The following is an 18,122-nucleotide window of genomic DNA, read 5'->3' as shown; positions in this document are numbered from 1 at the left end:
CTAAAGTTGTCTCGAGTTTTGGGAATTTTGCGAAAGGAGCGTTTCCGTGGATAGATTGATCAGGCCTGCCGGCGAAGGCTGGGAAGCAGGAGAAACTGTAGCTTCGACGATCTCTAGTTGGGAACAGACGACCGGTCGCGCCTTGTCAGCCGATTATCGCGTCTTCTTGATCAAATATAATGGCGGCCGACCATATCCGAATATGTTCAGACATACTGCGCTGCTCCCCGAGGAAGGGAGCGCGAATCCGACCGAGCATTTTGTTGATCCTTTCTATTCTTGGGATCGGGCTGTGGACTGGAGCCATGAACTAGGGGACCGATTGCCCGCCGGGTGCCTCACAATCGGAGCTGATCCCGGTCTTCTCGAAATCGTTCTTTCGCTACGCGCCGACGACTTTGGGGCGGTCTATAGCTGGGTGCGAAATTGGGCGAGTTGGGGAAGCGCCGAAAACAACTATCTGTGTCCTCAGGCATCGTCCTTCGGTGCGTTCATCGCTGCGCTTTTCGATGACGATGAGCAAAATGGCTATGACTATTGGCACACGCCGGGCCAAGATAGTTTGAAACTCGTGTTCAATATCTAGCCTAGAAAACTGTCACGCAATTCCTGGAGGCTGTCTCAAAACCCAAGCCGTGATCGTGCGCTCTCGTGATCTACTTCAAACCCAGGCCGTCAATGGGATCGGCCCGACCGATGTGAACCAGAGCCGAAAGGTAGACCTCAAACCTCCACGATCAGCAAATGCCGGTCTCGATCAAAACCTGCCCGGGTCCGAAGGATTCGCCGCACAATCGTAGTGGCCGATTGTCGCGCTATGCTTTGTCTGCGAGGGCATTGTGGGTATAATTGTGGAACTGTCTTCATGTAGACCAACGTCACTCCAGCTGCCAGCCTCATGGGCCGGCAATGTGCTCCGGTATAACCGTGTTGCCTAGCTGGGGGTGCAGGCAAAGTCGCGGCGGGTATTTCCGCGGCGGGCCGTCCGACAGCCGGTGCCGTTACAACGGTTCCAGCGCTGGTCGTGGGGTCGCCGGATGAGTTGGCAGGCCGCCCGTGCTGGCCGGTCATGCAGACAGATGGTCGTCCCATATGTCTAAAAATCGTCGGCTTAGTATCGCTGTCAGACGAGTTCGTCCTGTGCATGGTCACAGGGTGTCATCGGTCTGATATGTGTATCGCTCCGGGGTGGGGGTGTCCTGTGTCTCCGTCCTGTGCTTTGGGGCCAGGCGATTCAGGTTCATTTTTTCAGCAAATGCCGCTGGTGCGGCGCTGCGCACTGATACGCGCGGCATGGTGCGAGCCCAAGGCGCTTTTCGGTGCAGGGCGGCACGGTGCCACGTCTAACAGGAACGTCGTGAACATTACGCAAGTCCACGCTACATTGGTTTTTCCGCTACAGGGGCTGTATAGCCCCTGCGGGCGGGCGGGCGCCGATCTTGGCGCTGCCGCCGGAGCCTGTTTTGCCGAGCGAGCTTGTGACGATCATCACAACAAACAAAAAGGCCCGGCGGTAAGCCAGGCCTTTATGAAATTTGGTTGCGGGGGCAGGATTTGAACCTACGACCTTCGGGTTATGAGCCCGACGAGCTGCCAGACTGCTCCACCCCGCGTCTGAGAGAACGAAATCATAGCGTCTTTTCAGACTCGATGCAAATTTGCCCTTTTTATGTAGGTAGACAGAAGCTCAATGGACAATAGCGAGGCAACTTATGTGCTGGAAGCTGCGCTGCTTTGCGCCAGCCAGCCCATGCCATTGACCGAAATGCGCAAGCTGTTCGGCGAAGACCCCGATTTCGATAACGATCGGCTGCGGGCGATGCTGCAGGAACTGCAGGAGCACTGGGCGAATCGCGGAATGGATCTGGCGCAGTTGGCGACGGGATGGCGTTTTCAGAGCCGTCCGCAAATGCAGCGCTATCTGGAACGCCTGAATCCCGAGCGGCCGCCCAAGTATTCTCGCGCCGTGATGGAAACGCTGGCGATCGTGGCCTGGCGCCAGCCGGTGACGCGGGGTGACATCGAAGACATTCGTGGCGTGACGGTCTCGTCTCAAATCGTCAAGACTCTCGAGGATCGTGGCTGGATCGAGGTCATCGGTCATCGCGACGCGCCGGGGCGGCCGGCATTGTTCGGAACGACGCGGCAATTTCTCGATGATCTGGGGCTGCGTGCGCTGGATGAGTTGCCGCCATTGGATAGTGCGCAGGCCGCCGCGGCGTTGCATGGGCTGGATCTGGGGGGCTCTGAGGTCACCCTTGAGGTCAGTGATCCTCAGGCGCCGGAGTCCGGCGCGGACAATCCCGAGTCGCTGGGCGCTGAGGCAGATAATGCCAGCGCAGGTGCTGCCGAAGGCGACGCTGCTGTTCAGGCTGAGACTGCGGAGCCAGTCGAGAGTGCATCTGTCGATGAGTCTTCTGGTTCTGCGTCAGTGTCCGGCGAGGAGGCGAATGCCGAGCTGGACGCAGTGTCTGTATCCGATACAGAGGGCGCGGCAGTTGTCGACGACAATGCCATTGATGCCGAGGTGGCGCTTGAGCCTGCCGCGGTAGAGGCGCAAGCCGATGTGGCGTTTGCGTCAGCCCAGGAGCAGGCGGAAACCGAAGCCGTCCGCGATGATGTGGCGGTGCTGGATGCAGATCCCGCCGTGGCGGATGAGACGGGGCTGGAGACGCCTCGCGTCGATGCTGAATCAATAACTACCGAAACTACCGAAGCGGAATCGCAAGAGTCTGCGCCCGAGACCGAAGTCTCCGAGGCTGACGATTCGCCATCCGCTGATGATGAAGACCAATCCGCGCAAGGCGGATTGGCGAAAGCTTAAAGAATTCTGGAGCTGTCTCCGTGACAACCGAAATGACGCGTAAAAAAATGCAAGACGATTCCCCTGTTTCTGATTCGCTGGCCGGCGAGTCGCCTGTTGCGACGAAAACCCGAGCGACCAAAAGCGCTGCCAGTAAGTCTGCGGCGGCCAAGTCGACGGTAAAAGTGCCCGCCAAGAAGGCGACGGCAACGAAGACCGCGGCCAAGTCTGCGGCGACCAAAGCGGCGACGAAGACGGCAACGAAAACGGCTGCAGCCAAATCCGCCGCCAAATCGGCAGAGGGCAAGCCGGCATCGTCCAGGGCTAAAGCCAAGCCGGCAGAAGACAAGCCCGCAGTGGTCAAGACGGCGGCGGCTAAACCGGCGGCAAAGACTGCAGCCAGAAAAACGGCAGCAGCCAAGTCGGCGGCCGATAAAGCGGTGGCAGACAGTTCGACGGCAGGCTCAGCACCCGAATCCGCCACGCAGGCTAAAGTTGCTGCCACCAAATCGGCGGCAAGCAAGTCGGCCAAACCCAAGGCGGCAGCCAGCGGCTCGGCCGAGGCAGTTGCAGCAGAACCGGCCGCCAAGCGCACGCGTACCCGCAAAGCCGCCGCAGGCGCGGCATCGGCTGATACGGTGACGCCTGCGGTGGCAGAAAGCGCCATCTCGTCTGGTGTTGCGGCGCCTGTCGCCAAGGCAGTGCCGAGCGTGTCCGCAGCGGCAGTTGAGCGTAACGCGCCTGTTGTTGCAACTGAACGGGCTGCCTCGCATGAGGCGGCGGCTGGATCTTCCTCTGCCGGCTCTACGCCATCTGAGGCGCCCTTCGTGCCCGCTCGACCAGTTGTGAGAGAAACTCGCACATCTACGCAGGCGGATCTGTTTGAATCGGCCGGGCCTGCTGCTCAGTCGGCGGCCGAGTCTTTTGCGTCGAGCGGGTCTGCGGGTGCGGCGTCGGCAGGGCCCGTCGTGACCGAGGGCCGTCCGAATCGCCGGCGCGGCGGAAACGCCATGGCAAATCAGCGGCCGGCGTCGGAGTCTGGCGAGGCATCGCCCGCTACCGCCGAATTTGCGCAGGCCGCGGCAGCTCAGGCCAATGAAGGGGATCCCAATGCGGCGCGTGGTGGCCGTGGCCGTAAGCTGCGCACCCCGTTCCGTCGCCGTCGTGGTGATGCGACGGGTGTCGCGGGGGCACCGGGATCGGTGGAGGGCGCGCCGGCCGCGCCGTCGGGCGAGGCGGTTGGCGGTCGCGGCGCTGAGCGCGAGGCCGAGCAAATGCTCTCTTATTTAGAGCATGCCGATCGCAGCGAGCAGCGCCTGGGCAAATATCTGAATAGCGATGCAGCGATGCCCAAGCTGCACAAAGTCCTGGCGGACGCGGGCGTTGGTTCGCGCCGCGAAATGGAAGAATTGATCACTGCCGGCCGCGTGTCGGTCAACGGTGAGCCCGCGCACATCGGTCAGCGCGTCTCGCCCTCGGACCTGGTCCGGGTCAACGGCAAGCCGGTTGCTCGCACCAATACGCGAAAACCGCCTCGTGTCATCCTGTATCACAAGCCTGCAGGCGAAATCGTGAGCCACGACGATCCTGGTGGCCGCGCCAATGTGTTCGCGCGTTTGCCCAAGCTGCGTACTGGCAAATGGCTGTCGGTCGGCCGTCTGGATTTGAACACCGAAGGGCTGCTGATTTTCACCACGTCAGGCGACATGGCCAATCGCATCATGCATCCCCGTTACGGTACCGAGCGTGAGTACGCGGTGCGTGTATTGGGGGAAATGGACGACGCCACCCGCAAGTCCCTGGTCGAGGGTATTCAGCTCGACGACGGCATGGCTGCCTTTGGCTCGCTGGATTATCTGGGCGGCGACGGCAGCAACCGGTGGTATCGCGTTACGCTCCAAGAAGGGCGCAACCGCGAAGTCCGCCGGATGTTCGAGGCGGTAGGCGTGACGGTCAGCCGTCTGATCCGCACTCGCTTTGGTGATTTGGTGTTGCCGCGTAATTTGCGCCGCGGTCGTTGGGATGAGTTGGACTCCTCCTTGGTGACGGCGTTGATGGTGCAGCTGGGTCTGTTGCGCGAAGACGACGATGCCGACGGTGGTCGTCATGCGCGTCAACCGCGTTCGCATGACAGTGCTTTGCCTCCCGGGTTTGGCACGATGGACCGCAACGGCATGAATGGTGCGCGCATCGGTCGCCGCGGCAAATTGCAGGGCGGACGTCCGGGCAGTGCCGGCCAGGTGGCGTCCTCGCCGTCCGACCCTTTTGGTACTGGCTTGATGTTCACGGGTGGATATGCCAATGGACATCCGCTGGGTAAAGACGGCGGGCGTGGCGGCAAGGGCGGCAAACCCGGTGGCAAGCCGGCAGGTATGCAGGGTGGTCACAAGCCAGGCGGACGGCGCGGCGGCAAGGGGCCGAGCGCCCAGTTCGGCGGTGGCCACGGCAACGTGGGCGGCAATCCGGCAGGCGGGCAGGGCGGTAGCGGTGGCTATGGCAATGCCGGGCAGGGCGGCAATAGTGAAGGCGGCTATCAGGGCGGCAACAAGCGTGGCGATGGCAAGTTTGCAAAGCACGGCAAGCCGCGTCGCCCCACGGGGCCGGCCGGCGAGGGGGCTGCATCGGCACCGGGCGCTCCCGGCGTTGCCGGCAATCAGCGCAAAGGCCCGAATCGGCCCAATGGAAAACCTGGCGGCGGCCAGGGTGGGCCGCGTGGTAATCAGGCGGTCCGCAACGGCAAGCCGCAAGGCAACAGCGGTGGTGGCAAAGGCCGTCCGCAGCGCGGCCCCAAAGGCGACGATTGGCAGCCCAAGGGTGCCTCGGCGCACGAGTCTCGCCTGGGCTTTCTAGGCGGTGGCCGTGGGCGTGGCGACCGTTGAGTTGTGCCGGCGCGACGTCAAGGGCACCGTCCTGGTGCCCTTGACGTAAACCCGCGACATAGCAGGCAATTTTCGCAATTATCTGGTAAAATCATTGGTTTTCATGGCGCGCATGGACCTGCGGGTGACCCACGGGTGCGTCTTTGCCGTGTGCCGCAGCATATGCTGTCGCCTGGATAGGTATTCGGGTGTGCTTCTTTTGGGCTTGGGTTCGGTATTACGTGCTGGTGGGGTGTCCCATCATCAGATGATCCGAGGGCCGGGCGATACAGTGGGCTGGGTTTGCAGCCCATTTTTTTTGAGTGTATGGCAGATATTTACGCATTGACCCAACAGGCATTGGCCGGCATGGACGTCGAATTGGTCGACGTCGAACGTGCTGCGCTGGGCCTATTGCGCGTCACCATCGATAGGGTCGGCGGCGTGCGCATCGAGGACTGCGAGCAGGTCTCGCGCCAGTTGTCGCGCGTCTACGAAGTCGAAAACATCGACTACAAGCGGCTCGAAGTCGGCTCGCCGGGCACGGATCGCCCGTTGCGCACCGAGGCCGAGCTGCGCCGTTTCGTGGGCGAACGTATCGAGATCAAACTGCGCGAGCCGCTGGATGGACGAAAGGTGTTTTCCGGCATTCTGTCTCTGCCTGAGGCAGAGCAGGGCGCAGCGGGCGACGCGGCGGCCACTGCGCAGCAGGCCGTATTCGGTCTCGAATTTGAGGCAAAAAAGAACGACATTCAGGTATTGAGTTTCACGTTCGGTGATATCGAGCGTGCCAAACTGGATCCCGTTCTGGATTTCAAGGGCAAAAAGCGATGAGTCGCGAAATTCTTCTGTTGGTCGATGCCTTGGCGCGTGAGAAAAACGTCACGCGTGAAGTCGTATTCGGAGCGCTCGAGAGCGCGCTGGCTTCGGCCATGAAAAAGCGTTTCAAGGACGACGCCGAAATCCGCGTCTCCATCGATCGCGAGACTGGCAGCCACGAGGGTTTCCGCCGGTGGCTGGTGGTGCCTGACGAGGCCGGCCTCCAAGAACCGGACAAACAGGAAATGCTGTCCGACGCCATCGAACTCCTGCCCAATATTCAGGTCGGCGAATACATCGAAGAACCGCTCGAGCCGATCGAATTCGGCCGTATCGGCGCCCAGGCTGCCAAGCAGGCCATCCTGCAAAAAATCCGTGACGCCGAGCGCGAGCAGGTCCTCAACGACTTTCTGGATCGTGGCGAGACCATCATCTCCGGCACGATCAAGCGCATGGACAAGGGCGACATCATCGTCGAAACCGGCAAGATCGAAGCCCGCCTGCCACGCTCCGAGATGATCCCGAAGGAAAACTTCCGCGTCGGTGATCGTCTGCGCGCCTATGTGCTAAAGGTCGATCACGCTGCGCGTGGCCAACAGGTCATCCTGTCGCGTACCTCGCCTGATTTCATTCGCCAGTTGTTCGAAAACGAAGTCCCCGAAATCGAACAAGGCTTGCTCGAGATCAAGGCCGCCGCTCGCGACCCGGGTGTACGCGCCAAGATCGCCGTGATCGCCTACGACAAGCGCATTGATCCCATCGGGACATGCGTCGGGATGCGCGGCTCGCGCGTGACCGCTGTGCGTAACGAGCTGGGTGGCGAACAGGTCGATATCGTGCTTTGGTCCGAAGACCCTGCGCAATTCGTCATCGGCGCTCTGGCGCCGGCCAATGTCGAATCGATCCTGGTCGACGAAGACAAACACGCAATGGACGTGGTGGTCGACGAGGAAAACCTGCCCAAGGCCATTGGCGCCAAAGGCCAAAACGTGCGCCTGGCTTCCGAGCTGACCGGCTGGCAGATCAACATCATGACGCCAGAAGAAAGCCTCAGCCGCCAGGAATCCGAGCGCGCCGGCCTGCGTACTACATTCATGGACAAGCTGGACGTCGACGAGGAAGTCGCCGACATCCTGATTGATGAAGGGTTTACCGGTATCGAGGAAATCGCTTACGTGCCCCTGCCTGAGTTGCTGGAAATCGAAGCGTTTGACGAAGACACCATCAACGAGTTGCGCGCCCGTGCCCGCAATGCGCTCTTGACCGAGGCCATCGCCCAGGAAGAACGCCTTGAAACGGCTCAGGACCTGCTCGAGCTCGAAGGCGTGACGCCCGAGCTGGCTGCCAAGCTGGCCGAGCGACAAGTGCTGACCCGTGACGATCTGGCAGAGCTGGCTACTGACGAGCTGGCGGAAATTGCCGGGATCGACGAGCAACAGGCCAGCGACTTGATCATGCGTGCCCGGGCTCATTGGTTCAACGAGGAATAACCGGCGGCATCCTGCCGAGCGTTTGATTCAAAACCCATTCATCGTTGTTGTAATCGCTGCATATAGAGGGAAGATAGCCTAATGTCGAGTAATACTGTCGCCCAGTTCGCTACCGAGCTGAAAATGCCAGCCAACGTGCTGCTCGAGCAGCTGCGTTCGGCCGGTGTTGACCTCAACTCGGTGGACGACGCGGTAACCGACAGCGACAAGGCGAAGCTGCTCGACTCTCTGCGCCGCGCTCATGGCGCGACCGAGGGCAAGAAGATCACCTTGACGCGTCGCCAGACCTCCGAGATCCGCCAGGCAGATGCCACTGGCCGTTCTCGTACCATCCAGGTCGAAGTCCGCAAAAAACGCGTGTTCGTCAAGCGGGATCCGTCCGAGATCGCTCAGGAACAGGCTGCTGCACAACAGGCCGAGGCCGCCGAGTCGTCGGTATCGACGACTGCGCCTGCGCCCGTTGCGCCCACGCCTGCGCCTGTTCAAGAATCGAACGAAACCGTGACGGCAACCGCCGTTCCCGCCGCTGAGCCCGTTGTTGCTGAGCCTGTGGCTGAGCCAACGGTATCTGCCGAGGAACAAACGAGCCAGACGGCCAACCCCGTGGTCGAGCCGGCGTCTGCGCCCGCATCCGACGAAACCCAGGTCGAGGCACCGGCCGCCAAGCCTGCAGCGGAAACGCCTGACGTGGCTGCCGAATCTGGCGCCGAGAGCGTCTCCGAACCCGAGGCTGAGCCGAGCGTTGAGCCTCAACCTGCTACCCCCGTGGCCCAGGCCGAGCCTGAGTCCCAACCCGAACCGGCACCCGTGCCGGCAGAACAGCCGGTTGCCTCGGCTGAGCCTGCCGCTGGACAAGCCGCTCCCGAGCGCGAGGCCCCGTCGGCCCCGCCGGAACCTGTTGTGCAAGCTGAAATCGATACTGTTGCCAAATCTCCCGCCGAGTCTGCCAAACTGACTCCGCCTGCTTCTTCGTCCAAGTCCAACGCTGCTGCGCCTCGTATGACGCGCGCCGAGCGCCGTGCGCCGCCGCCATTGGCTCAATCTGCTGGCGATAACGCTTCGCGCGAAGACGCGCGTCGTGCCGCCGAGGCCGAGGCCGCTGCCTTGCGCGAGATGTTGAATCGTCCTCGCAAAGTCCTGCGTGCGCCCGAGCCGGAAGCCCCCGCTCCCTTGTCGGGTACATTGCACAAGCCCAGCGGCAAGGCTGCGGCGGGCGCGAAAAAAGACGCCAACAAGCCGAGCGCCGGCGCGGGCTCGAAGAAAACTATCAAGACGGCAGAGGTATCGTCGTCCTGGAATGATGATGCGTCGCGCAAGAAACCTGCCGACACCAAGTCTGCTGCCCCCAGCCGTGACGGCTGGCGCGCCGGTGGCAAGGGTGGCAAAGGTGGCAAGGGCGGTCGCAATCAACAAAACGATCAGCGTCGCCAAGAGCCCGTGCAACAAGAGTTCATCGCTCGCGAAGTGCACGTTCCCGAGACCATCAGCGTGGCCGACCTGGCACACAAGATGTCCGTCAAGGCCGCAGAAGTCATCAAGCAATTGATGAAGCTCGGCCAGATGGTCACCATCAATCAGGTGCTGGACCAGGAAACCGCCATGATCGTGGTCGAGGAACTGGGCCACGTGGCGATCGCCGCCAAGCTCGACGATCCGGAAGCCTTCCTCGACGAAACTCCGGGTGCCGTCGAAGCCGAGGCACTGCCTCGTGCACCGGTCGTCACCGTGATGGGTCACGTCGATCATGGCAAGACCTCGTTGCTGGATTACATCCGCCGTGCCAAGGTCGCTTCTGGCGAAGCCGGTGGCATCACCCAGCATATCGGCGCCTATCACGTGCAAACCGATCGCGGCATGGTGACCTTCCTGGATACCCCGGGCCACGAGGCGTTTACCGCCATGCGTGCCCGTGGCGCCAAGGCCACCGATATCGTGATTCTGGTGGTCGCCGCCGACGACGGCGTCATGCCGCAGACTCGCGAGGCCATTCACCACGCCAAGGCTGCCGGTGTGCCGCTGGTCGTGGCCGTCAACAAGATCGACAAGCCCGAAGCCAACCCCGACCGCGTCAAGCAAGAGCTGGTCGCCGAGGAAGTCGTGCCCGAAGAATACGGCGGTGACGTTCCGTTCGTCCCTGTGTCGGCCAAAACTGGTGCCGGCATCGACGATCTGCTCGAAAACGTGTTGCTGCAAGCCGAAATCCTGGAACTGACCGCGCCCGTGGACGCGCCAGCCAAGGGGCTCGTCATCGAAGCCCGTCTCGACAAGGGGCGTGGTCCGGTTGCCACCATCCTGGTGCAGAGCGGTACGCTCAAGCGCGGCGATGTGGTTCTGGCGGGTGCCAGCTTCGGCCGCGTTCGCGCCATGCTGGATGAAAACGGCAAGCAGATCCAAGAAGCTGGTCCGTCCATTCCGGTCGAGATCCAGGGCCTGACGGATGTGCCGGCTGCTGGTGACGAGTTGATGGCGCTGGCCGACGAACGCAAGGCCCGCGAAATCGCGCTGTTCCGCCAAGGCAAGTTCCGCGACGTCAAACTCGCGCGTCAACAGGCTGCCAAGCTCGAGTCCATGTTCGACAACCTAGGCGAGGGTACGCAAACCTTGGCGTTGATCGTCAAGACCGACGTCCAAGGCTCTCAAGAGGCCCTGGTGTCTTCGCTGACCAAACTCTCGACCGACGAAGTCCGTGTCCAGGTTGTGCATGCGGCCGTGGGCGGTATCTCGGAAAGCGACATCAACCTGGCTATCGCTTCGAACGCCGTGGTGATCGGCTTTAACGTCCGTGCCGAGCAAAGCGCCAAGAAATTGGCCGAGAACAACGGCATCGACCTGCGCTACTACAACATCATCTACGACGCTGTGGATGACGTAAAGGCAGCCATGTCGGGCATGTTGGCGCCCGAGAAAAAAGAAGAGATCATCGGCTTGGTCGAGATCCGCGAGGTCTACTCGATTTCCCGTATCGGCAACATCGCTGGTTGTATGGTGCTCGACGGTGTGGTGCGCCGCGATTCGCAGGTCCGTCTCTTGCGCAACAATGTGGTTCACTGGAACGGTCAGCTGGATTCGTTGCGCCGCTTCAAGGACGACGTCAAAGAGGTCAAATCCGGCTTTGATTGCGGTCTGACGCTGCGTGGCACCAACGACATCCAAGTGGGCGACCAACTGGAAGTCTTCGAAATCAAGGAAATTGCGCGTACGCTGTAAAAAGCGATCGTGAATTTCATACGTGTTACATGAGCCGTCACAAATCTAAATCCATCCCCGGCCGCAATTTGCGGCTGGCCGACCAGATCCAAAAGGATCTGGCTGGCCTCATTCAGCGCGAGATCGACGTATCCCGCGCTGGATTGATCACGCTGTCCGGTGTGGAGCTGTCGGCTGATTATGCGCATGCCAAGGTCTATTTCACGGTGATGGGCGCCGAGCCCGACACCGCGGCGGCGCTGCTCAACGAAAAAGCCGGCTGGCTGCACTCCCTGCTGTACAAGCTCCTGCACATCCACACCGTGCCCCGATTGCGCTTCGTCCATGACGAGCAAATCGCGCGTGGCATCGAAATGTCGGCATTGATCGACCGCGCAAACCGGCCTGGCCCGGTCGCGGAAGAGCCCGACGAACCTGAAGACCAGCGCTGATCGGCTGTCGTCTACTGCTGCTTTTTTCCCGGATTCGACGATGGCTAAACGACGCGGGCTTGCGCTCGACGGTGTCCTGTTGCTAGACAAACCTGTGGGTTTGTCCAGTAATCACGCCTTGCAGCGCGCCAAACGCACCATGGATGCCGCCAAGGCAGGGCATACGGGTACACTGGATCCTTTCGCCACTGGTTTGCTGGTGTGCTGTATGGGGCGTGCGACCAAGATCTCCGGCGCGATGCTTAACGCCGACAAATCCTATCGGGCGACGCTGCAGTTTGGCGAGGAAACCGATTCCGGCGATTTGACCGGCATCGTGACAGCACGTGCGACGGACGCGGTGAGTGTGACCGAGTCTGCCTTGCTCGACGTGTTGTCACGCTTTCAGGGCATCATCGAGCAAATCCCGCCGATGTATTCAGCGCTGAAGCGGGACGGCAAGCCGTTGTACGAATACGCACGCCAGGGTATCGAGTTGGACCGCCCCGCGCGTCAAGTCAAGATTTACCGCATCGACCTGTTATCGCTGAATGGCAGCCAGGCCGAGATCGATGTGGCGTGCAGCAAGGGGACGTACATACGAACCCTGGCTCAGGATATCGGCCGGGCACTGGGGTGTTATGCCCACCTGGCGGCGCTGCGGCGCACGCACGTCGGGCCGTTTTCGCTGGATCGCGCCATTACGCTCGAGGCCTTGCAGGCCATGACTGATCCCAAGCAGGCTTTGCTTGCATTGAATGAATTGCCGGCGGGCCTGCTGCCCGCCACACCGACCTTAAAGGACCCGCTATGACTCGCGCCTTGCGCAACGTCGCCATTATTGCCCACGTTGACCACGGTAAAACTACCCTGGTCGACCAGTTGCTGCGCCAATCCGGTACCTTCCGCGAAAACCAGGCGGTTTCGGAACGGGTCATGGATTCGAACGACCTCGAAAAAGAACGCGGCATTACGATTCTGGCGAAAAACTGTGCTGTTGAATACGAAGGCACGCACATCAATATCGTCGATACCCCGGGACACGCGGACTTCGGTGGCGAAGTCGAGCGCGTGCTGTCCATGGTGGACGGCGTGTTGCTGCTGGTCGATGCGGTCGAAGGCCCGATGCCGCAGACCATTTTCGTGACGCGCAAGGCCCTGGCGCTGGGGCTGAAGCCCATCGTCGTGGTCAACAAGATTGATCGCCCGGGCGCTCGTCCGGATTTCGTGATCAACGCGACGTTCGATTTGTTCGACAAGCTTGGTGCGACCGAAGAGCAACTGGATTTCCCCGTGGTGTACGCCTCGGGTCTGTCGGGTTACGCCGGTTTGACGCCGGACGTGCGCGAAGGCGACATGCGCCCGTTGTTCGAAGCCATCCTGCAGCACGTGCCGCAGCGTGACGACGATCCCAATGGTCCGCTGCAAATGCAGATCATCTCGCTGGACTACAACAACTACGTGGGCAAGATCGGCGTGGGTCGCATCAACCGTGGACGTATCCGTCCTGGCATGGATGTGGCTTTCCAATTCGGTCCCGAAGGCTCGATCTCGAAAGGCCGCATCAACCAGGTGCTGAAATTCAAGGGCCTGGAGCGTGAGGTGGTCGAGGAAGCCGAAGCCGGCGACATCGTCCTGATCAACGGTATCGAAGACATCGGTATTGGCTGCACGCTCATGGATCCGGCGAACCCCGAAGCATTCCCCATGCTGCGCATTGACGAGCCGACGCTGACGATGAACTTCATGGTGAATACGTCGCCTTTGGCTGGCCGTGAAGGCAAGTTCGTCACCAGCCGTCAGCTGCGTGACCGTCTGGACCGCGAGCTGAAGTCCAACGTGGCGCTGCGTGTGCGCGATACCGGCGACGATACCGTGTTCGAAGTATCGGGCCGTGGCGAATTGCACTTGACCATTTTGTTGGAAACGATGCGTCGCGAAGGCTACGAATTGGCCGTGTCGCGTCCGCGTGTGGTGTTCAAGGAAGTCGACGGCGTCAAATGCGAGCCGTTCGAGTCGCTGACCGTCGACGTCGAAGACGCTCACCAAGGTGGCGTCATGGAAGAACTCGGCCGCCGCAAGGGCGACTTGCAAGACATGCAGCCTGATGGGCGCGGCCGTACCCGTCTGGAATATCTGATCCCGGCCCGTGGCCTGATCGGTTTCCAGAACGAGTTCCTGACCTTGACGCGTGGCACGGGCTTGATGAGCCACATTTTCCACGAATACGCACCCTTGCGCGAAGGCAGCATCGGCGAGCGTCGCAATGGCGTGCTGATCAGCCAGGACAACGGCGACGCGGTGGCTTATGCGCTGTGGAAATTGCAGGATCGTGGCCGCATGTTCGTCAACCCGGGCGAGGCCTTGTACGAAGGCATGATCATCGGTATCCATAGCCGCGATAACGACTTGGTCGTCAACCCGATCAAGGGTAAGCAACTCACCAACGTGCGTGCATCGGGTACGGATGAGGCGGTGCGTCTGGTGCCGCCGATTCAGATGTCGCTCGAGTATGCGGTTGAGTTCATCGATGATGATGAACTGGTGGAAATTACGCCGAAGTCGATCCGGCTGCGTAAGCGCTATCTGCAAGAGCACGAGCGTCGTCGTGCGGCGCGTGAAAGTGCTTGATAGCCTAGCTTATCCTAGCTAGTTAGTGTGAAGAACGGGCGCCTGAGGTTGGGCGCCTGTTTTGTTTTGGATCGGTGATTGTTTTTGCTTTGGTGTGGGTGATGTTGGGCGAGATGGGGGCTCTTGTGCTGGCGCAGAGATTCTCTATTGAGCCGTCCCTTGCGGGTGCCGGGACGCCACGCCAGCCCTGTCGCAGCGGCTCGGCGCAAGACCAGGCGCCGAGGTCCCCTTCGGGGACTGCCCGCCGCTCTACGGGCCGGCGTGGCGTCCCGGCACCCGCAAGGGACTCACAGCAGTAGTAGCCTAGCGCCTCGGCCTCGCTGCGCGAGGCTGAATCGCGGCTCTACGGGCCGGCGCGGCACTCGGCTCCCGGCGCAGACTCACAGTGTCTCCGTGCGTGAAGCGGTGGTCGCGCGCGGAGAGTTGTGCTTATTCCTGCAAAGTTGCGTCGTGCGCTCGAATATGCGGGCTGCGGCTCTGCGGGTTAGCTTGGCAGCGACGGTGCGTATTGGGCGTCGGTCTGGTGCATGTGGTGAAATTCACGTATGTGCTGCACGACTTTTTGTGGATCGTCTTCGATGATGAAGAGTTCCAGATCGTGAGCGCTGATCATTCCGTTGGCCAGCATTTGGTCGCGTAGCCAGCCTACCAGGCCTTGCCAGTATTCCTTGCCGACCAGGATGACGGGGGCAGGGGGCACTTTGCCGGTCTGGATTAGTGTCAGGGCCTCGAATAGCTCGTCCATGGTGCCGAAGCCGCCGGGCAGCGAGATGTAAGCAAAGCTATGCATGAAAAACGTCGCTTTGCGAGAATAAAAATACTCAAATGACAAACTGATCGTCTGGTATTTGTTATTGTGAGTCTCGTGCGGCAGGCTGATGTTCAGCCCGACGCTGGTGCCTCCTGCTTCGAATGCGCCTTTATTGGCGGCTTCCATGATGCCGGGACCACCGCCTGCGATGACGGCAAAGCCGGCCTTGGCCAGTGCGCGTGCGATGGCTTCGCTGGTTTCATAGTGTGGCGAGCCGCGGCTGGTGCGCGCGCTGCCAAACAAGCTGACGGCGGGGCCTAAATCGGCCAGTTGTTCTGCCGCCGTCCGTATCTCTGACATAATCACCGGTATTTGCTTGCCGGCGGGCGTTTCTAAATCTGCCTTTGTAACCATGAAGAAAACCTTATTGCTGGTAGACGGTTCGAGTTATTTGTACCGCGCCTTTCACGCTATGCCCGATTTGCGCAATGCGCAAGGCGAACCTACGGGCGCACTCTATGGTGTCGTGAATATGTTGCGTAAGCTCGTGTCTGATCATAAGGCAGACTACGCAGCTTGTATTTTTGATGCGCGCGGCAAGACCTTCCGTGACGATCTCTACCCCGACTATAAATCGCATCGGCCGCCAATGCCTGAGGATCTGGCTGCGCAGATCGAGCCGATCCATCAGGCCGTCAAGGCGTTAGGCTGGCCAGTCCTGGCCATCGAGGGCGTCGAGGCGGACGATGTGATCGGTACGTTGGCCTGCCATGCGACGAAGCAGGATATTCACACCATTGTGTCGACTGGCGATAAAGACTTGGCGCAGCTGGTGGACTCGCATGTGACGCTGGTCAACACCATGAGCGGCGAGGTCCTGGATGAACCGGGTGTGCAGAACAAATTCGGCGTCTCGCCCGAGCGTATTGTTGATTACCTCATGCTGATCGGTGATGCCGTGGACAATGTGCCGGGCGTGACCAAGGTCGGCCCCAAAACCGCGGTCAAGTGGCTGAGCGAGTTTGGCTCCATTGAGGGCTTGGTCGAACAGGCAGAGGCCATCAAAGGGGTGGCGGGCAGCAATCTGCGCGAGGCGATCCCACAATTCCCGTTGACGCGTGAGTTGTTGACGGTGAAGTGCGATTGCGATCTGACTGGCCATGTCAATGCGATGGCTGATCTGGAGCCTCGCCAACCCGATACCGGGACGCTGCAAGCGCTCTACGAGAAATACGGTTTTCGTAGCTGGCTGCGCGAGCTCACGGGCGACGCTGAACGGGTGCCGCAAGGCGATGCGCGTGTCATCGCCGAGGCGCCTGCTGCACCAGCAGAACTCCGTTATCAGGTCATTGCCGGCTGGCCGGCGTTTGACGAATGGATGGCCTTGATCGCGGAGGCGCCGCTCGTGGCGCTGGACACCGAAACCACCTCGCTGAATGAAATGCAGGCCAGCCTCGTGGGGATTTCCATGTCGGTCGAGCCGGGCGTGGCCTGCTATATCCCTGTGGCGCATCGTGGTCCGGATCATCCCGAGCAACTACCCAAAGCCGAAGTCCTCGAGCGCCTGCGTGCTTGGCTGCAAGATCCCGCGCGGCCCAAACTGCTGCATCACGCCAAATACGACACCCATGTGTTTGCCAACGAAGGTATCGCGCTGGCAGGCATCCAGGACGACACCATGTTGCAGGCGTATGTGCTGGAATCACACCGCGGTGTTGGTCTGGCGGATTTGTCGCAACGTTATTTGGGGCGCAGCGGCATCAACTACGAGGATTTGTGCGGCAAGGGCGCCAAGCAAATCGGCTTTGACGAAGTCGCCGTCGAAAAGGCCGGCCACTATGCCTGCGAAGACGCCGATTTCACGTTGCAATTGCATCAAGCCTTGCGCCCGCGCGTGGCCGCTGACGCGGGGCTCGAACGCATTTATCAACTGGAAATCGAGGTCTCTCGCGTATTGACCGTGATCGAACGCAATGGCGTCAAGGTCGATGCGGCCGAACTGGGCCAGCAAAGCCATCGCCTGGGCCAGGAGATGCTGACGTTAGAGCAGCGAGCCTACGACCTGGCAGGCCAGCCGTTCAATCTGAATTCACCCAAGCAACTGGGCGAAATCCTGTTTGGCCGCATGCAACTGCCTGTCGTGCGCAAGACCGCCAGCGGAGCCCCGTCAACCGACGAAGAAGTCCTGACCAAGCTCGCGCAGGATTATCCCTTGCCGCAAGTCTTGTTGGAATATCGTGGCCTGTCGAAACTGAAATCGACCTACACGGACAAGCTGCCTCGCATGATCAATGCGCGCACGGGCAGGGTGCATACGCATTATTCGCAGGCTGCGGTGATCACGGGCCGCTTGGCGTCGTCCGATCCCAATTTGCAGAACATCCCCGTACGCACCGAGGCCGGCCGCCGTGTACGTGAAGCCTTCATTGCGGAAAACGGGGTATTGCTGTCGGCCGACTATTCCCAGATCGAGTTGCGCATCATGGCGCACGTCTCCGATGATGAGAATTTGCAGCGGGCCTTTGCCGCTGGCGAAGACATCCACCGCGCCACCGCGTCCGAGATCTTTGGTGTTGCTCTTGCTGATGTGACGTCCGAGCAGCGCCGGGCTGCCAAAGCCATCAATTTTGGCCTGATTTACGGTATGGGCGTATTCGGCTTGGCGTCCAACCTGGGAATTACGCGCGATGCGGCTCAGGCATACATCGACCGTTATTTCGCTCGTTATCCTGGCGTGGCGCAGTACATGGAACAGACGCGCCAATTGGCGCGTCAACAAGGCTATGTCGAAACCGTCTTTGGCCGCCGCCTGCAGATGCCCGATATCCGCGCGGCATCCGGGCCTCGCCGCCAGGGCGCAGAGCGCGCCGCCATCAATGCCCCCATGCAGGGCACCGCAGCCGATCTGATCAAAATGGCCATGGTGGCAGTGCAAGACTGGCTGGATGCCGACCAATTGGCGACTCGCATGATCATGCAGGTACATGACGAACTGGTGCTCGAGGTGCCCGACAGCGAACTCGAGGTCGTGCGTGCGCGCGTACCTGAGCTCATGTGCAGCGTTGCGACGCTGCGCGTGCCATTGGTAGCCGAGGTAGGGGTCGGTCCCAATTGGGAGCAGGCGCACTGAGGTGCGGGTTTGCCGGCTCTAGA

At 60.9% G+C, this 18,122-nt stretch carries 11 protein-coding genes and 1 tRNA gene; 10 read left to right on the top strand and 2 right to left on the bottom strand.

The window, feature by feature from the left end; genetic code table 11:
- Positions 1-46: 46 nt before the first annotated feature.
- The gene (locus ACYVI2_RS21495) at positions 47-586 is read left to right on the top strand and encodes an SMI1/KNR4 family protein (protein WP_415821710.1); all 540 of its coding nucleotides are present in this window, start codon (positions 47-49) and stop codon (positions 584-586) included.
- 950 nt (positions 587-1,536) lie between these two features.
- On the opposite strand, the gene ACYVI2_RS21490 is transcribed toward ACYVI2_RS21495, so the two are convergent.
- Positions 1,537-1,613: transfer RNA gene (locus ACYVI2_RS21490), tRNA-Met, on the bottom strand.
- 77 nt (positions 1,614-1,690) lie between these two features.
- Here ACYVI2_RS21490 and scpB point away from each other — a divergent pair.
- The 8 genes from scpB to typA all read left to right on the top strand — a co-directional run bounded on the left by scpB (position 1,691) and on the right by typA (position 14,218).
- Positions 1,691-2,824 carry an SMC-Scp complex subunit ScpB gene (scpB, locus tag ACYVI2_RS21485; protein WP_415821709.1) on the top strand — a complete coding sequence of 378 codons (1,134 nt, stop codon included), beginning with the start codon at positions 1,691-1,693 and terminating at the stop codon, positions 2,822-2,824.
- Between the two features lie 989 nt (positions 2,825-3,813).
- Positions 3,814-5,682 (top strand): 23S rRNA pseudouridine(2605) synthase RluB, encoded by a 1,869-nt coding sequence (gene rluB, locus ACYVI2_RS21480; RefSeq protein ID WP_415821737.1) that lies wholly within the window; start codon positions 3,814-3,816, stop codon positions 5,680-5,682.
- Positions 5,683-5,988: 306 nt separating this feature from the next.
- Positions 5,989-6,495 (top strand): ribosome maturation factor RimP, encoded by a 507-nt coding sequence (rimP, locus tag ACYVI2_RS21475; RefSeq protein WP_415821708.1) that lies wholly within the window; start codon positions 5,989-5,991, stop codon positions 6,493-6,495.
- Complete coding sequence (gene nusA / locus ACYVI2_RS21470) at positions 6,492-7,970, top strand: transcription termination factor NusA (protein ID WP_415821707.1); 1,479 nt, start codon at positions 6,492-6,494, stop codon at positions 7,968-7,970. The genes rimP and nusA overlap by 4 nt, the downstream gene beginning before the upstream one ends.
- Positions 7,971-8,051: 81 nt before the next feature.
- Positions 8,052-11,177 carry a translation initiation factor IF-2 gene (gene infB, locus ACYVI2_RS21465; RefSeq protein ID WP_415821706.1) on the top strand — a complete coding sequence of 1,042 codons (3,126 nt, stop codon included), beginning with the start codon at positions 8,052-8,054 and terminating at the stop codon, positions 11,175-11,177.
- A 29-nt stretch (positions 11,178-11,206) separates the two neighbouring features.
- Positions 11,207-11,608, top strand: coding sequence for a 30S ribosome-binding factor RbfA (gene rbfA / locus ACYVI2_RS21460; RefSeq protein WP_094822168.1), 402 nt, complete (start codon positions 11,207-11,209; stop codon positions 11,606-11,608).
- Between the two features lie 40 nt (positions 11,609-11,648).
- The gene (truB, locus tag ACYVI2_RS21455; RefSeq protein WP_415821705.1) at positions 11,649-12,401 is read left to right on the top strand and encodes a tRNA pseudouridine(55) synthase TruB; all 753 of its coding nucleotides are present in this window, start codon (positions 11,649-11,651) and stop codon (positions 12,399-12,401) included.
- Positions 12,398-14,218: a translational GTPase TypA gene (typA, locus tag ACYVI2_RS21450; protein WP_415821704.1), complete on the top strand. Its 1,821-nt coding sequence runs from the start codon at positions 12,398-12,400 to the stop codon at positions 14,216-14,218. The genes truB and typA overlap by 4 nt, the downstream gene beginning before the upstream one ends.
- Before the next feature lie 484 nt (positions 14,219-14,702).
- On the opposite strand, the gene ACYVI2_RS21445 is transcribed toward typA, so the two are convergent.
- Positions 14,703-15,383 carry an LOG family protein gene (locus ACYVI2_RS21445; RefSeq protein WP_460490351.1) on the bottom strand — a complete coding sequence of 227 codons (681 nt, stop codon included), beginning with the start codon at positions 15,381-15,383 and terminating at the stop codon, positions 14,703-14,705.
- On the opposite strand from ACYVI2_RS21445, the gene polA reads away from it, so the two are divergent.
- Positions 15,382-18,099, top strand: a complete 2,718-nt coding sequence (polA, locus tag ACYVI2_RS21440) for a DNA polymerase I (RefSeq protein ID WP_415821703.1) — start codon at positions 15,382-15,384, stop codon at positions 18,097-18,099. The genes ACYVI2_RS21445 and polA overlap by 2 nt on opposite strands.
- Positions 18,100-18,122: the final 23 nt, after the last annotated feature.

The organism is Bordetella tumbae (genome assembly GCF_054780995.1).
The sequence above is the reverse complement of the archived record's forward strand: the minus strand, read 5'-3'. Positions and strand labels throughout refer to the sequence as shown.

Excerpts from the sequence above, each read along its gene's own strand:
- scpB (WP_415821709.1), top strand. The coding sequence starts at position 1,691 with ATGGACAATAGCGAGGCAACTTATGTGCTGGAAGCTGCGCTGCTTTGC.
- rluB (WP_415821737.1), top strand. The coding sequence starts at position 3,814 with ATGGCAAATCAGCGGCCGGCGTCGGAGTCTGGCGAGGCATCGCCCGCT.
- rimP (WP_415821708.1), top strand. The coding sequence starts at position 5,989 with ATGGCAGATATTTACGCATTGACCCAACAGGCATTGGCCGGCATGGAC.
- nusA (WP_415821707.1), top strand. The coding sequence starts at position 6,492 with ATGAGTCGCGAAATTCTTCTGTTGGTCGATGCCTTGGCGCGTGAGAAA.
- infB (WP_415821706.1), top strand. The coding sequence starts at position 8,052 with ATGTCGAGTAATACTGTCGCCCAGTTCGCTACCGAGCTGAAAATGCCA.
- rbfA (WP_094822168.1), top strand. The coding sequence starts at position 11,207 with ATGAGCCGTCACAAATCTAAATCCATCCCCGGCCGCAATTTGCGGCTG.
- truB (WP_415821705.1), top strand. The coding sequence starts at position 11,649 with ATGGCTAAACGACGCGGGCTTGCGCTCGACGGTGTCCTGTTGCTAGAC.
- typA (WP_415821704.1), top strand. The coding sequence starts at position 12,398 with ATGACTCGCGCCTTGCGCAACGTCGCCATTATTGCCCACGTTGACCAC.
- polA (WP_415821703.1), top strand. The coding sequence starts at position 15,382 with ATGAAGAAAACCTTATTGCTGGTAGACGGTTCGAGTTATTTGTACCGC.
- ACYVI2_RS21445 (WP_460490351.1), bottom strand. The coding sequence starts at position 15,383 with ATGGTTACAAAGGCAGATTTAGAAACGCCCGCCGGCAAGCAAATACCG.